General features: G+C 64.8%; 10 protein-coding genes. 5 read left to right on the top strand and 5 right to left on the bottom strand.

Annotation, left to right across the window (positions count from 1 at the left end; genetic code table 11):
- Positions 1-175: 175 nt before the first annotated feature.
- Together ACVIW0_RS16580 and ACVIW0_RS16575 are read right to left on the bottom strand one after the other, a co-directional pair.
- Complete coding sequence (locus ACVIW0_RS16580; RefSeq protein ID WP_461353285.1) at positions 176-1,228, bottom strand: phenylacetaldoxime dehydratase family protein; 1,053 nt, start codon at positions 1,226-1,228, stop codon at positions 176-178.
- A gap of 26 nt (positions 1,229-1,254) precedes the next feature.
- Positions 1,255-2,265, bottom strand: coding sequence for a carbon-nitrogen hydrolase family protein (locus ACVIW0_RS16575; RefSeq protein ID WP_461353284.1), 1,011 nt, complete (start codon positions 2,263-2,265; stop codon positions 1,255-1,257).
- A 209-nt stretch (positions 2,266-2,474) separates the two neighbouring features.
- Between ACVIW0_RS16575 and ACVIW0_RS16570 the strand changes: the two genes are divergently transcribed.
- The 3 genes from ACVIW0_RS16570 to ACVIW0_RS16560 all read left to right on the top strand — a co-directional run bounded on the left by ACVIW0_RS16570 (position 2,475) and on the right by ACVIW0_RS16560 (position 5,596).
- A complete protein-coding gene (locus ACVIW0_RS16570) occupies positions 2,475-3,431 on the top strand; it encodes an AraC-like ligand-binding domain-containing protein (RefSeq protein ID WP_461353283.1) in 957 nt (318 codons plus the stop codon).
- 306 nt (positions 3,432-3,737) lie between these two features.
- Complete coding sequence (locus tag ACVIW0_RS16565) at positions 3,738-4,013, top strand: PilZ domain-containing protein (protein ID WP_461353282.1); 276 nt, start codon at positions 3,738-3,740, stop codon at positions 4,011-4,013.
- Between the two features lie 161 nt (positions 4,014-4,174).
- Positions 4,175-5,596: an MFS transporter gene (locus ACVIW0_RS16560; RefSeq protein ID WP_461353281.1), complete on the top strand. Its 1,422-nt coding sequence runs from the start codon at positions 4,175-4,177 to the stop codon at positions 5,594-5,596.
- A 74-nt stretch (positions 5,597-5,670) separates the two neighbouring features.
- On the opposite strand, the gene clpA is transcribed toward ACVIW0_RS16560, so the two are convergent.
- A complete protein-coding gene (gene clpA / locus ACVIW0_RS16555) occupies positions 5,671-8,079 on the bottom strand; it encodes an ATP-dependent Clp protease ATP-binding subunit ClpA (RefSeq protein ID WP_461353280.1) in 2,409 nt (802 codons plus the stop codon).
- Positions 8,080-8,338: 259 nt separating this feature from the next.
- A complete protein-coding gene (gene clpS / locus ACVIW0_RS16550) occupies positions 8,339-8,671 on the bottom strand; it encodes an ATP-dependent Clp protease adapter ClpS (protein ID WP_106318898.1) in 333 nt (110 codons plus the stop codon).
- Between the two features lie 513 nt (positions 8,672-9,184).
- Between clpS and ACVIW0_RS16545 the strand changes: the two genes are divergently transcribed.
- On the top strand, positions 9,185-11,095 hold the full coding sequence (locus ACVIW0_RS16545; RefSeq protein ID WP_461353279.1) for a TadE/TadG family type IV pilus assembly protein: 1,911 nt from the start codon (positions 9,185-9,187) through the stop codon (positions 11,093-11,095).
- An 85-nt stretch (positions 11,096-11,180) separates the two neighbouring features.
- Here ACVIW0_RS16545 and ACVIW0_RS16540 read toward each other — a convergent pair whose 3' ends face one another.
- The gene (locus ACVIW0_RS16540) at positions 11,181-11,516 is read right to left on the bottom strand and encodes a phasin family protein (RefSeq protein ID WP_074129073.1); all 336 of its coding nucleotides are present in this window, start codon (positions 11,514-11,516) and stop codon (positions 11,181-11,183) included.
- Between the two features lie 424 nt (positions 11,517-11,940).
- Between ACVIW0_RS16540 and ACVIW0_RS16535 the strand changes: the two genes are divergently transcribed.
- Complete coding sequence (locus tag ACVIW0_RS16535; protein WP_461353278.1) at positions 11,941-13,734, top strand: serine hydrolase; 1,794 nt, start codon at positions 11,941-11,943, stop codon at positions 13,732-13,734.
- Positions 13,735-13,834 lie beyond the last annotated feature (100 nt).

Genomic DNA, 13,834 nt, shown 5'->3' with positions numbered 1-13,834 from the left:
TTAAGCACAAGCGCTTACCCAACTCACGGTGTCATCGCCCGGCCTCGACCGGGCGATCCAGTATTCCAGAGACACCAGTCAGTCACTGAGAAGGTGCGGCGTACTGGGTCCCCCGGTCAAGCCAGGGGACGACAAAGGCAAAGCAAAATGCGCATGCTTGCTCTTTGAAGCAGGTTTAGCTCGGCTGCTCCGCCGCGACTTGCACCGCATTGAGCATCCCCGTCCGCTCGTGGCAGCCGAGATATTCGAAGAACTGCTCGTCGGCGGCCGCCACCGTGACCTCGTGATACAATCTGAGCTTTGCACTCGGCCCCAGCGTCGACAGATACTTCATCGCCGCGCCAAAAATCCTGACATGGGTCGGATGCGACTCCGCCCAGCGCTCCAGCGCCGCAAGGCTCTTCCACCAGCTCTGGCCATAGGACTTTTCGGTCAGCCGCCCCTCTGCATCGACGACGCGCATATAACGGTTGGCGTAGCAGCCGATCGGCACGCCCTCGTCGCGCAGGAAATCCATGCCCTCGCGCAGCACCGGCTCGACATCATCGAGATACATCTTGCGCTCCGACGCCTCGGTGTCGCTCCAGTCCTGTCCGGAGCGGATCAGGCACAGATTGTCATGCGCCACGACGCGAATCCGCGCACCGTCGCGGATCACGCGCGGATCGCCGCCCGGCGACATCGCGTCGGTCTGCGACAGCGGGATGCGGTCGCGCATGCCGCCCCAATAGGCGTGCTCCTGCACCTCGCCGCTCATGCCGTCGGCGAGCACGGCGACGCCCTCCGGCCGGCCAAGCGACGAGAACAGCGTCTCGTAGCGCGCAACATGCGGCCGCAGCACCTCGACGAAACGGCCGAGGCCATCGCCGGCGCTGCCGCCGGTCCAGGCCCCGCGCGCGCCCTCGAACCAGCCGTCGAAACGCCCGGCATCGTCCCAATAGGCAACCGAGACGATATTGGTGAAACCGGCCTGGTCGACATATTGCGCGCGGTCCCAATGTGTCGGGCCGTTGTCGCCGGCAAAGCGTTGTGCGATCTGCGCCAGCGCCTCGGCCACCGCGGCGGTCGGCTCGCCGCGAAACTGCACGCCGAAATACGCCATGATCACGCGTGCGACCGCGGGCTTGTGGCGCGCGACGAAGGACGGATATGGCGGCGCGTAGTCGTCGGGCACGCGACGGTGACGGGAGCGCGCCGTTTGCAGGTGGGATGGAATTGCGGATTCCATGGCAGTCGCCTCCGGTTGGATGTCGGTCAGTTCGCGGCCGCGTCGATCTCCTCAACACTGTCGAGCGGCAGCGCGAAATGCTCGACGCGCTTCGAGGGCTTCTTGTTTAGGAGCAGCCGCGTGACGTCCGGCCGCGAATAATGCCCGGCCGGATCGGCGGCGTTTTTCGCGATCCCGATCGCGCCGAGATCGATATCGGCAAGCAGCAGGCCTTCCTGCTCCGGCGGCAGCTTCTCGGCGATCGAGCTGCCGTCCGGCCCGTAGATCGCGGCGTGGCCGCCGCCGACATGCAGCAGCGCGTGCTTGTCGTCGCGGTCGCACATCTCATCGATCATCGCCTGCGAGACCGTGGCACATGGCGCCAGCACGAAGCACGAGCCTTCGACCGCGTACACGCGCGAGGCCGCGTTGTTGACCTCCCAGCCGAGCGCCGGCGCGAACGGGTCGTACAGCGAGAAGCTCGGCCAGGCCGCGACATGGACCTGCTCGTTTTGGGCATACATGGCGTATTTCGACAGCGGCTGCAGATGCTCCCAGCAGCACAGCGCGCCGAGCCGGCCGATGCCGGGACGGTCATGCACCGCAAGGTCGCTGCCGTCGCCCTCGCCATAGACGGTGCGCTCGGCATGGGTCGGCCGCAGCTTGCGCCGTTTTGCAATCGTCTCGCCGTCGGGTCCGATCAGCCATTGCGCAAGATAGAGACTGCCGCCGTCGCGCTCGGACAGGCCGAGCACCGCGGTCATGCCGGCCTTCTTCACCGCGAGCCGCAGCTTCTCGGCCTGAGGGCTGTCATAACTGAGCGAATTGTCGAAATAGCGCTGCACGAAGCCGCGCCCGATCGCCCAGGCCGGCGAATCCAGCCAGATGTACCAGGGGTAGCCGGGAATGAAGGCCTCGGGGAACGCGATCAATTTCGCCCCCTTGGCGGCGGCCTCCTCGATCAGGGAAATGCTCTTGGCGATGGAGGCGTCGAGATCGAGCCAAGCCGGCGCCGCCTGCACCACCGCAACGCGATATTTCGGATGTTCGATGCCCATGATGTCCTCCTCGTGACCTGCCGCTCCCGGCCGGTTCGGTCTTGATCGGCCCTATCAGCCTCTGACATCATGCTGCCCCGGGACCGGGATCGCCGTTCGACCAGGACGGAAGGAAAATTCGACTGCGGAGGAGATTCCCTTAGCCGTCACCGGTACGAAGCTTGCTTTGTTTGCGTGGCCAGCGTTTGCACTCGTGAAGGGAGGAAATCATGCCGGCCCTGTTCACCACGGACAACGCGCCGACGCACCGGCGCCTGGCACTCTGGCAGGACATCGTCTGCGACGTGTTCGTGCAGCTCGACTGCAAGTCCGACCTCGGCACTGCCTTCCATGGCGCGATCACCAGCGCGCCGCTGGGCCCGACGAAATGTTCGGTCGTCTCGTCGAGCCGGCAGCGGGTGTTGCGCACGCCGTCGCGGATCGCGCGCGCCAGCGAGGATTTTGTGCTGTTCGCGCTCGGCCGGAGCGGTACCGGCGCCGTGCTGCAGGACGGCCGCGAGACCGTCATACAGCCCGGCGAGTTCGCGTTCTACGACACCACCCGGCCGTACGAATTGCGCTTCAACGACGACTTCACGCAGACCATCTTCCAGGTGCCGCGCGCGATGCTGCACCGGCGCTTTGCCGGCACCCAGGGCCTCACGGCAACCACGTTCACAGCGGATGGTCCGGTGCAGCGGCTGGCCTTTCAGTTCATCAGCGGGCTCTCTGAGATCGCCGACCGGCTCGACCCCGACAACGCGATCCGCCTCGCCGATCAGGCCGCCGACCTGCTTGCGATGGCGATGAGCGAGCGGCTCGGCGGCGCCGCGCTGCCGGCCTCGACCCACCGCTCCGCGTTGCTCTACCGGCTGAAGGCGCATGTGCTGGCGCACCTGCCGAACCCCGAGCTCGGACTCGCCGAGACCGCCGCCGCGCTCGGCATCTCGCCGCGCTACGTCAACAGCCTGCTCGCCGACGAAGACACCTCGTTCCAGCGCTTCGTGCTGGCGCAGCGGCTGGAGCGCTGCAAGCGCGACCTCGCCTCGCCGACGCATGCGCATCGCCACATCGGCGAGATCGCATTCGCCTGGGGCTTTAACGATCTCTCGCATTTCGGCCGCGTGTTCCGCGAGCACTACGGGCTGTCGCCGCGCGACTGGCGGCACAGCCGACTGCCGAACTAAAGCGTTGTCGAACGAAGCGGATACCGGCGCGGCTTGAGAAGCCGCGTCAAAAGCCGGATCGGGTTTCAAGGGGGGCGTGGGCTTGGTTTGCGACGCAAAATAGCCGCGAATCCAGACCTTCACGGATGCAAACAATTTACACTAACTGCAACGGTTTTCCGCGGCGCCCTTCTTTTCGCTGATGCCGAGCGGTACAGTCCTGCCGTTAATTTGAGGAGGATTTCCCATGCAGGACCGGCGCCAGAGCGTTCGCGACAAGGTGTTTTACGGTGCGGTAGCGGAGATCAATGAGCGCGCGGCTCGACGATGGATTGCGTCGTCCGCAATATCAGCGAAGGCGGCGCCTGCGTTGAATTCGGTGACGCCGCGCGCCTGCCCGAAGAGATGAATCTAAGCATCGCCCGCAAGGGCCGCTCGTTCCTGGCCCGCCTGATCTGGCGCCAGGCCAACAAGGTTGGCCTCGCCTTCCGGATCATGACCTCGGACACATCGGTCAGCAATCTCGACGAGCGGGTCCGCCGCAGCGAGATCAAGAAGCGGCAGCTGCAGCGGCGCATCAAGGAACTGCTCGGCCAAGGCTGACGATCAGGGCTAACGATCGAGGCTAACATCGAGGCTGAGTCGCCGCGCCGCGCCCGCCCTCATTTTGATCACGGCCGCCATCCGGCATTCGGGGTTGCAAAGGCCCGGCCAATCCAGCATGCGGTAAGCCCGCAACGCCGGACCGAGAGCCACTCCACGACATGTCGACCGCGATCCCTGAGCATCCCGATGGGCTGCCGCAGCCGCAGCGCAATTGGGCCATTCTCACGATCGCGCTTGGCCTCGTGATGGCCGTCGTCGACGGCTCGATCGCCAACGTCGCGCTGCCGACCATTGCCCGGGATCTCGATGCCAGCCCTGCCTTCTCGATCTGGATCGTCAACGGCTATCAGCTCGCGATCACGATCTCGCTGCTGCCGCTGGCCTCGCTCGGCGAGATCATCGGCTATCGCCGGGTCTATCTGGCCGGGCTGCTGCTGTTCACGCTGGCCTCGCTGTTCTGCGCGCTCGCGCACACGCTGCCGCTGCTCACGGTCGCCCGCATCCTGCAAGGCTTTGGCGCCGCCGGAATCCTCAGCGTCAACACCGCGCTGGTCCGCTTCATCTATCCGCCTACACAGCTCGGCCGCGGCATCGGCGTCAACGCGCTGGTGGTCGCGGTTTCGGCCGCGGTCGGCCCAACCATCGCCTCGTTCATCCTGGCGGTCGGGACCTGGCCGTATCTGTTTGCCATCAATGTCCCGCTCGGCCTCGTGACGCTGGCCTTGGGCTGGCGCTTCCTGCCGCACACCAGGCCCGCCGTGCACGCCTTCGACTGGCAGAGCGCCGGCATGAGCGCGATCGCGTTCGGCTTCGGCATCAGCGCGATCGACAGCGCCGGCCATGGCGAGGCGCTGTATCTCTGCGCATTGGAGTTCGCGGTCGCTGTGGTCGCCTCGCATCTGCTGTACCGGCGTCAGCAGCATTTGCCCTCGCCGCTGCTGCCAGTCGACCTCTTGCGGATTCCGATCTTCGCGCTGTCGATCGGCACCTCGATCGCCTCCTTCTGCGGCCAGATGCTGGCCTTCGTCGCGATGCCGTTCTATCTCGAAAATCATTTCGGATATTCCGCGGTGCAGATCGGCCTGTTGATCACGCCGTGGCCGATCGCGGTCGCGTTCGCCGCGCCGATCGCCGGCTGGCTGGTCGAGCGCTACCCGGCCGGCCTGCTCGGCGGCATCGGCCTGCTGCTGTTCGCGTTGGGCCTGGGTACCCTCGCGTTCATGCCGGCCAACGCCGCGCCGATCGACGTGATCTGGCGGATGGCGCTCGCCGGCGCCGGCTTCGGCCTGTTCCAGACCCCGAACAACCGCACCTTGATCGCCGCCGCGCCGCGCGAACGCTCCGGCGGCGCCAGCGGCATGCTGGGCACCGCGCGCCTGCTCGGCCAGACCATCGGCGCCGCTCTGGTGGCGCTGCTATTGGCGCGCTATCCGGCCGACGGCACGCGGATCTCGCTGATGGTCGGCGTCGGCTTTGCGTTGGTCGGCGCTGTGTTCAGCACGCTGCGCCTGTCCTCGGCCGGCAGCCGCGGCGCCGACCAGGTGCGGGTTCATGAGGGCCAGCGGCTGAAGGGCGAGTGACGACGTTTTGCACCACCACAAACAAAAAGGCCGGCTCTGCAGCCGGCCTTTTCGTTTGATTGCTTGCTCGCGCCTCAGACCTTGACCATCGGCCCCTTGGAGACCGGGCCCTTGGTGCCGCCTCCGCCGCCATTGTTCGGACCACCCTTCGGCGGCTTGCGCTTGCGCGGCGGCAGGTTTTCCGGCTTCGGCGTGACCGGGCCCTCGACATATTCGAAGCCGATCTTGTCCTTGGCGGTCGCCTCGTCCTTCGTCAGGATGACGCGGACGTGGCCGCCGCCCTTGAGCTGGCCGAACAACACCTCATCCGCGAGCGGCTTCTTGATGTGCTCCTGGATGATACGTGCCATCGGGCGCGCGCCCATCTGCTCGTCATAGCCGTGCTCGATCAGCCAGGCCTTGGCGGGCTCGGACAGCTCGATCGTGACGTCGCGGTCGGCGAGCTGCGCCTCGAGCTGCAGCACGAACTTCTCGACCACCATGCCGATGACGTCGGCATTGAGGTGCGCGAAGGAGACGATCGCGTCCAGACGGTTGCGGAACTCCGGCGCGAACTGCCGGTTGATCGCCTCGTGGTCGTCGCCTTCCCGCTTCGAGCGGGTAAAGCCGAAGGCCTGCCGCGCGAGGTCGGCTGCGCCCGCATTCGTGGTCATGATCAGGATCACGTTGCGGAAGTTGACTTGCTTGCCGTTGTGGTCGGTGAGCCTGCCGTGATCCATGATCTGCAGCAGCACGTTGTACAGATCCGGATGCGCCTTCTCGATCTCGTCGAGCAGCACCACGCAATGCGGATGCTGGTCCACGCCATCGGTGAGCAGGCCGCCCTGGTCGAAGCCGACATAGCCGGGAGGTGCGCCGATCAGGCGCGACACGGTGTGCCGCTCCATGTATTCGGACATGTCGAAGCGCAACAGCTCGACGCCGAGTGTCGCCGCCAATTGCTTCGCCACCTCGGTCTTGCCGACGCCGGTGGGACCCGAGAACAGGTAGCAGCCGATCGGCTTCTCCGGTTCGCGCAGGCCGGCACGCGCCAGCTTGATCGACGCCGACAGCGACTCGATCGCCTTGTCCTGGCCGAACACCGTGCGCTTCAGGGTCTGCTCGAGATGTTTCAGCACCTCGGCGTCGTCCTTCGACACGCTCTTCGGCGGGATCCGCGCCATGGTCGCGATCGTGGTCTCGATCTCCTTGATGCCGATCGTCTTCTTGCGCTTGCTCTCGGTGACCAGCATCTGCGCCGCGCCGGACTCGTCGATCACGTCGATCGCCTTGTCGGGCAGCTTGCGGTCGTGGATGTAGCGCGACGACAGCTGCACCGCCGCCTCGATCGCCTCATTGGTGTATTTCAGCCGATGGTAATCCTCGAAATAGGGCTTGAGGCCCTTGAGGATCGCGATCGCGTCTTCCACCGTCGGCTCGTTGACGTCGATCTTCTGGAAACGCCGCACCAGCGCGCGGTCCTTCTCGAAGTGCTGACGGTATTCCTTGTAGGTCGTCGAACCCATGCAACGGATCGTGCCCGAGGCCAGCGCGGGCTTCAGCAGATTGGACGCATCCATCGCACCACCCGAGGTGGCGCCGGCGCCGATCACGGTGTGGATCTCGTCGATGAACAGGATCGCGTTCGGATGCGCCTCCAGCTCCTTCAGGACCTGCTTCAGCCGCTCCTCGAAATCGCCGCGGTAGCGGGTGCCCGCGAGCAGCGTGCCCATGTCGAGCGAGAACACGGTCGCGGCCGCCAGCACTTCCGGCACGTCGCTGTCGACGATGCGCTTGGCGAGGCCTTCGGCGATCGCGGTCTTGCCGACGCCGGCTTCGCCGACGAACAGCGGGTTGTTCTTCTGGCGGCGACACAGCACCTGGATCGCACGGTTGATCTCGACATTGCGGCCGATCACCGGATCGATCTTGCCGTCACGCGCCTTCTTGTTGAGGTTGACGCAATAGGTCTCGAGCGCCTCGCCCTTCTTCTTGGCGTCCTCGTTGCCCTTGGTCTCGGTTTCCTCGTCGACGCCGCGCACCGGCCGCGCCTCGGAGACGCCGGGCCGCTTGGCGATGCCGTGGCTGATGTAGTTGACCGCGTCGTAGCGCGTCATGTCCTGCTCCTGCAGGAAATACGCGGCATGGCTCTCGCGCTCGGCAAAGATCGCGATCAGCACATTGGCGCCGGTCACCTCCTCGCGACCGGACGACTGGACGTGAATCACCGCGCGCTGGATCACCCGCTGGAACCCGGCGGTCGGCTTCGCGTCGTCGGCGCCGTCCGTCACCAGGTTTTCGAATTCGGTCTCGAGATAATTGACGAGGCTGGTCCTCAGCTTGTCGAGATCGACGCTGCAGGCCCGCATCACCGCCGCCGCATCCGAGTCGTCGATCAGCGACAGCAGCAGATGTTCTAGCGTCGCATATTGATGGTGACGCTCGTTTGCGATCGCCAACGCACGGTGCAGCGATTGTTCAAGGCTTTGGGAAAAAGTTGGCATTCGCGTCCTCTATGGCCCCCGGCCATCATGATCGCCATTACCGGGTCAGGCAATAACAACCTTCGTGATCGCCAATGATATAGTTACGACGGATCGTGGCGAAAGACCGGTCCCGCGATGGTGGTTTTCTTCTAAATTCCGGGCGGCCGGACGTCGTGCCGCCGCGCTCCGTGATCATACGGGAACGCGGCTCGCCACCATCACAAAACGCGATGCAAGACCCGTTCCGCGCCGCGGCGCAGTCAATCGTTCCCGCGAACTACTTCTTTTCCATCACACATTGCAGTGGATGCTGATGCTTGCGCGCGAAATCCATGACTTGCGTCACCTTGGTCTCGGCGATCTCATAGGTAAAAACGCCGCACTCCCCGATCCCGTGATGGTGAACGTGCAGCATGATCTTGGTCGCCGCCTCGGCGTCCTTGTTGAAGAACCGCTCCAGCACGTGAACGACGAACTCCATCGGCGTGTAGTCGTCGTTCAGGATCAGGACACGATACAGGTTCGGCCGCTTGGTCTTCGGCTTGACCTTGGTGATGACCGAGGTCGATGGGCCACTGCCGGCCCCGTTGCGGTTGTCATCATTGCTCATTGTCGGCGCCGGCATGGCTGGCACCGCCGGCATGGACGAAACCGGCGCGGAGATCAGGGCTGTCAACGTGGATCGCAACATGGCTCAGGCGTTCGAATTCCCCAGGGAGGCCGGCGGGAAACCGGTCGGCGATTGGACGGTGGTCGCGATGGCCGCAAGACTGATCGCGGAACCCCCGGCAATGCTTTCCAGATTGCCGCTCCCGGTTCGATCCGGCGGCCGGATCGACCCCCCAAATATGGGCCTCCCGAGGCCCTGCCGCAAGCGCAGACCCCGCCGCGGCCCACCGGTTCGATTCCCGTCACGGCAACCCGTTGGAAGGTTAATCAGTTCTGCCTGATTTGACAAAGGAGTCGGGCACCCAATTTAGGGGTCATTCAGGATAGCGCGTGCTTTTGCCCCCGCTTTTCATCGTCTGCCGGCCAACCTGCGGGTTTCCCCGGCCCGATTCACCAACTGTTTAGCCGCGCGCGTAGAGATGATGGCTCCATCAATAATTTCGATGAGAGCGTCATGCTGGGCCCAGCCATTTTCGACCGCGTCTGCGCGGCTGCCCGCCGGTTTGCCCGGGCAAAGGACGGCAATGTCGCCGTCATCTTCACCCTCGCCATTCTGCCGATTTTCGCCTTCATTGGCGCCGCGATCGACTATACGCGCGCCAACAACGCCCGCACCGCGATGCAGTCGGCGCTCGATTCGGCCGCGCTGATGCTGTCCAAGGACCTGACCATGGGCAACATCACGGCCGCGCAAATCCCGAGCAAGGCGCAGAGCTATTTCGACGGCCTCTACACCAACAAGGACGGCCAGGGCATTTCCATCTCGGCCACCTATACGACCCCGACCTCAAGCACGGCGGCGACCATCCTGCTCGGCGGAACCGGCTTCATCAAATCCGATTTCATGCAGCTTGCCGGGTTTCCGACGCTGAACTTCAGCAGCTCGTCGACCACCACCTGGGGCAACGTCAAGATGCGCGTCGCCCTCGCCCTCGATAATACGGGCTCGATGAGCCAGAACGGCAAGATTACCGCGCTGCGGAACGCGGTGGCCGGATCCGGCGGCCTGATCGACCAGCTCAGCGCGCTCAGCAAGAACAACGGCGACGTCTATATCTCCGTCATCCCGTTCGCCAAGGTCGTCAACCTCAGCGCCAGCAATTATGGCCAGAGCTATATCGACTGGACCGACTGGCTGAACCCACCGACCGCGCAGCCTGCCATCCCCAGCTCGATGGCGGCGAGCCTGCCGATGAACTGGCATGCGGTCGGGCCCGGCGCGCAGTGCCCGTGGTCCAACAGCAACGGCGGGTTCTACTGCACGACCGGGCCCACCAACGGCTCCGGACGATCCCCGAACAACTACAGCACCAATACGATTCCATCGAGCGGCACTTACAAGGGCTATATTTGCCCGAGCGTCGATTACAATACGCATACGATGTACAACGGCTGCTGGGAAAGCAAACAGGTCGGCACGACCGCGCAGACATTCTGCTCGGGAAGCAGCAACTGCGCCTGCCCGCTCGACGCCAACAACAACAACGTCGCCGGCTGCAGCTGCAGCGGCAGCGGTACGAGCCGAACCTGCTCCGGCTACATCTATACCCACGATTGGACGCAGCCCGGCCCCAACGATACCGCCGACAATCCGGGCCAACCGCGCGTCAGCGCGGTTGTCGGGTGGACCAACAACAAATGGACCGCAACCAACCAGACCCCCACCGTCCAGAACGACTGGCGGCAGGCGTCGACCAATCCGATCACCACCTGGACCGGCTGCATCACCGACCGCACCCAACCCAACGATGCGACCGGCGTGCTGCCCACATCGTCTGATGTCACGACGCTGTTCCCGGCCAACCAGTATTACGAGAACAACTCAGCCTATTGCGCCGACAACGCCTCACCGCAGCTCGAGCCGATCATTCCCCTGACCTACAATTGGAGCGCGCTGAAGACTGCCGTCAACGCCATGCAGCCGACCGGCGGCACCGACCAGTCGGTCGGCCTGGCCTGGGCCTGGCAGTCGCTGCTGGTGGGCGGTCCGCTGAACACGCCGGCGGAGGACTCCAACACGACCTACAACCGGGTCATCATCCTGCTGTCCGACGGCCTGAACACCGAGGACCGCTGGCCCAACTATGGCGACGGCAGCTCACAGGCGTCCGGCAATCCGATCGATGCACGGCAGGCGCTGCAGTGCCAGAATCTGCAGAACGCGAAGGACTCCAACGGTGCACCGATGTTCACCATCTATACGATCCAGGTGAACACGAGCACGCCCGCCGATCCGACCTCGACCGTGCTGAAGAACTGCGCCAGCACCCCCGACAAATTCTTCATGCTGACCAGTTCGAGTCAGATCGTGACGACGTTCAACACGATCGGGACCGCGCTCAGCAAGCTGCGGCTGGCGAAATAACCGCCCGCTCCAGGCACATGAACCGGCACAACAAAAAAGCCCGGCCGAAACGGCCGGGCTTTTCGTTTGCCTTGGTCAGCGGCGCTTACTGAGCGGGCGCGAACTTGGAAACCAGGCCTTCATAGGGCTTGAAGGTCTGCTTGGCGCAGTCGCTGTAGAGACCGGCGATCTTCTGCGATTCCGAGACGAAGGTCTCGTAGGACGAGCGCAGGTACTCGGTCTGCGCCTCGAGCGCCTTGTCCAGGGACTTCACGCCCGACAGCTTCTCGACGAACGACTTGGTGTCCTCGAACGACTTCTTGGCGTAGTCGCCATAGGCGGTGGCGATCGCCTGGACGCCGCTCTGCAGGTTGTTCGCGGACGCCGTGACCGACTCGAAATGCTCTTTGCCGTAGTTCTGAATGTCTTCGATCTTGACCATGGATGGAATTCCTTTTCCCAGACTTGAAGGCGCAAATTCCCATTGCCGGGAAGCTTCCCGGCCCCCTGACAACGATCGAAATATCGCATCGCACAATAAAGTCAACAAATATTGTGCGTCGCACAAAGGAATTTGCCCGAATCCTAGGCATTTGCCATAAACCCCAGGGGACTACGCAACGGTTGCTTAATCTTTTGGAAACTCGGGCCGCCTAACCTGATTCCCGGACTTTGTTCGCCTTCCGACGAGCAGCTTTGAAAGCTGTTTGTGAACAACACCTTAGCTAGAAGAGCGACCTGAGCCGCCACCCGGACCGATGGTTCTGTCCGACGTGGTCTGTTGCGCAGGCAAGGATCGATGGCCGCTGGGCACAATTTCGCCTCACGAGCCAGTGATCTAGATAGAAATTGGGACGGGGAAGTAGATGCTTCGAACAACCTTGGCCTCCTCGCGGGCGCTGCGAGTTGGCGTTCTTGGGCTCGTGACCGTTACGACGGCGATCCTGATCACCAGCGATAGCGCCGAGGCGCGTCGCCACCGCCGCCATTACGCCCGCCACCACCACAGCGAGGAAGCGCGCGAGAGCTATAGCCCGCAATTCGCATCGATCGTCGTCGACGGCAACACCGGCTCGGTGCTGACGTCGAACAGTCCCGACGGCCTGCGGCACCCCGCTTCGCTCACCAAGATCATGACGCTCTATCTGCTGTTCGAGCGCCTCGATTCCGGGAAGATGAAACTCGATACCGAGATGCCGGTGTCCGAGCATGCCTCCGAGCAGGACCCGACCAAGCTCGGCCTGCGGCCCGGCCAGACCATCAAGGTCGAAGACGCCATCAAGGGCCTCGTCACCCGCTCCGCCAATGACGCCGCCGTCGTGATCGCCGAGGCGATCGGCGGCAGCGAAGAAGACTTCGCCCGGATGATGACCCGCAAGGCCCGTGCGCTCGGCATGAGCCGGACCACCTATCGCAACGCCTCCGGCCTGCCCAATGACGAGCAGATCACGACCGCGCGCGATCAAGCGACGCTCGGCCGCGCCATCCAGGATCGCTTCCCGCGCTACTATCGCTACTTCTCGACGACGGCGTTCAATTTCCGCGGCCACACCATCACCGGCCACAATCGCCTGCTCGGCAGCGTCGAGGGCGTCGACGGCATCAAGACCGGCTACACCCGTGCCTCCGGCTTCAACCTCGTGACCTCGATCCACCGCGGCAATCGCTTCCTGGTCGGCGTGGTGCTCGGCGGCCGCAGCGGCGGCTCGCGCGACGCCATCATGCGCAACCTGCTCGCCGAGAACATCGGCAAGGGCGCGACCACCCGCACTGCCGCCGCGATCACCGAGCGCAACCCGGCCGACGCCAATGTCGAGGTTGCCGATGCCGACGATGCGCGCGCGGCGGCGGAGACCTCGCCGGTCGCAGCATCCGAACCTGCCCCGACCCCCATGCCGGCGCCGCGTCCGGCCAGCAAACCGTCGCTGATGGCGGCGGCGGCCGCCGCCCTGCCGCCGCCCCCGACCAGACCGGAGCCGCAGGCCAAACCCGAACCGGCGCCGCTGACCTCCGGCGTGATCCAGACCCAGCAGCTCGCCGCAATTCCCGGCTCGGCTGAACCGATGAAGCCGGTCAAGGTGAAGACCGTGCAGGTCAAAGCCGGCCAGATCAGGCTCGCTGCCGCAGGCCCGGCGCAGTCGGCGCCGCCGATCACCAGCACGATCCCGTCGCGCGGCGAGATCCCCGAGACCTCCAATGCGATGATGGCCCGCGCCGCCGAGACCTCGCGGCCCGAGATGCCGCCGCAGCCGGCCAATTTCGGCACCGGCAACGGCATCCTCGGCGTGCTGCCGGCCTCTTCCGTCCAGGCACCCGCCGCGCCTCCGGCGCCGCAGGCGGTGGCGTCGATCGAACCCGCCGCCCGCAGCCTGCAGGCGGCGGCGCAGAGCAACGCCGTCAAGCCGGCCGCCGCGCATACCGGCTGGATCATCCAGGTCGGCGCGCTGGAGTCCGAAGGCGAAGCCAACAAGCGCATCGACCTCGCGCGCAGCTCGGCCCGCGGCCTGCTCAGCAGGGCCGATCCCTTCACCGAAGTCGTCGCCAAGGACAATCGCAAGCTCTACCGGGCGCGCTTTGCCGGTCTGGAGCGCGATCAGGCCGAAGCAGCCTGCAAGACGCTGAAGCGCGCCGAGATCTCCTGCATCACCGTGCGCAACTGATCGACAGCATCACCTGATCCCAACGGATCTCAAGAAATCCCGAGGGCCGGCGCCGCAAGCGCCGGCCCTTTTGCTTTGCCGGCTGCGTTGCATGGCCGAC

The sequence above is a fragment of the Bradyrhizobium sp. USDA 4454 genome (assembly GCF_054822705.1).
This window is presented reverse-complemented; position numbering and strand designations above follow the sequence as displayed.

Coding starts and splice junctions, on each gene's coding strand:
- ACVIW0_RS16580 (WP_461353285.1), bottom strand. CDS start 1,228: ATGGAATCCGCAATTCCATCCCACCTGCAAACGGCGCGCTCCCGTCAC.
- ACVIW0_RS16575 (WP_461353284.1), bottom strand. CDS start 2,265: ATGGGCATCGAACATCCGAAATATCGCGTTGCGGTGGTGCAGGCGGCG.
- ACVIW0_RS16570 (WP_461353283.1), top strand. CDS start 2,475: ATGCCGGCCCTGTTCACCACGGACAACGCGCCGACGCACCGGCGCCTG.
- ACVIW0_RS16565 (WP_461353282.1), top strand. CDS start 3,738: ATGGATTGCGTCGTCCGCAATATCAGCGAAGGCGGCGCCTGCGTTGAA.
- ACVIW0_RS16560 (WP_461353281.1), top strand. CDS start 4,175: ATGTCGACCGCGATCCCTGAGCATCCCGATGGGCTGCCGCAGCCGCAG.
- clpA (WP_461353280.1), bottom strand. CDS start 8,079: ATGCCAACTTTTTCCCAAAGCCTTGAACAATCGCTGCACCGTGCGTTG.
- clpS (WP_106318898.1), bottom strand. CDS start 8,671: ATGAGCAATGATGACAACCGCAACGGGGCCGGCAGTGGCCCATCGACC.
- ACVIW0_RS16545 (WP_461353279.1), top strand. CDS start 9,185: ATGCTGGGCCCAGCCATTTTCGACCGCGTCTGCGCGGCTGCCCGCCGG.
- ACVIW0_RS16540 (WP_074129073.1), bottom strand. CDS start 11,516: ATGGTCAAGATCGAAGACATTCAGAACTACGGCAAAGAGCATTTCGAG.
- ACVIW0_RS16535 (WP_461353278.1), top strand. CDS start 11,941: ATGCTTCGAACAACCTTGGCCTCCTCGCGGGCGCTGCGAGTTGGCGTT.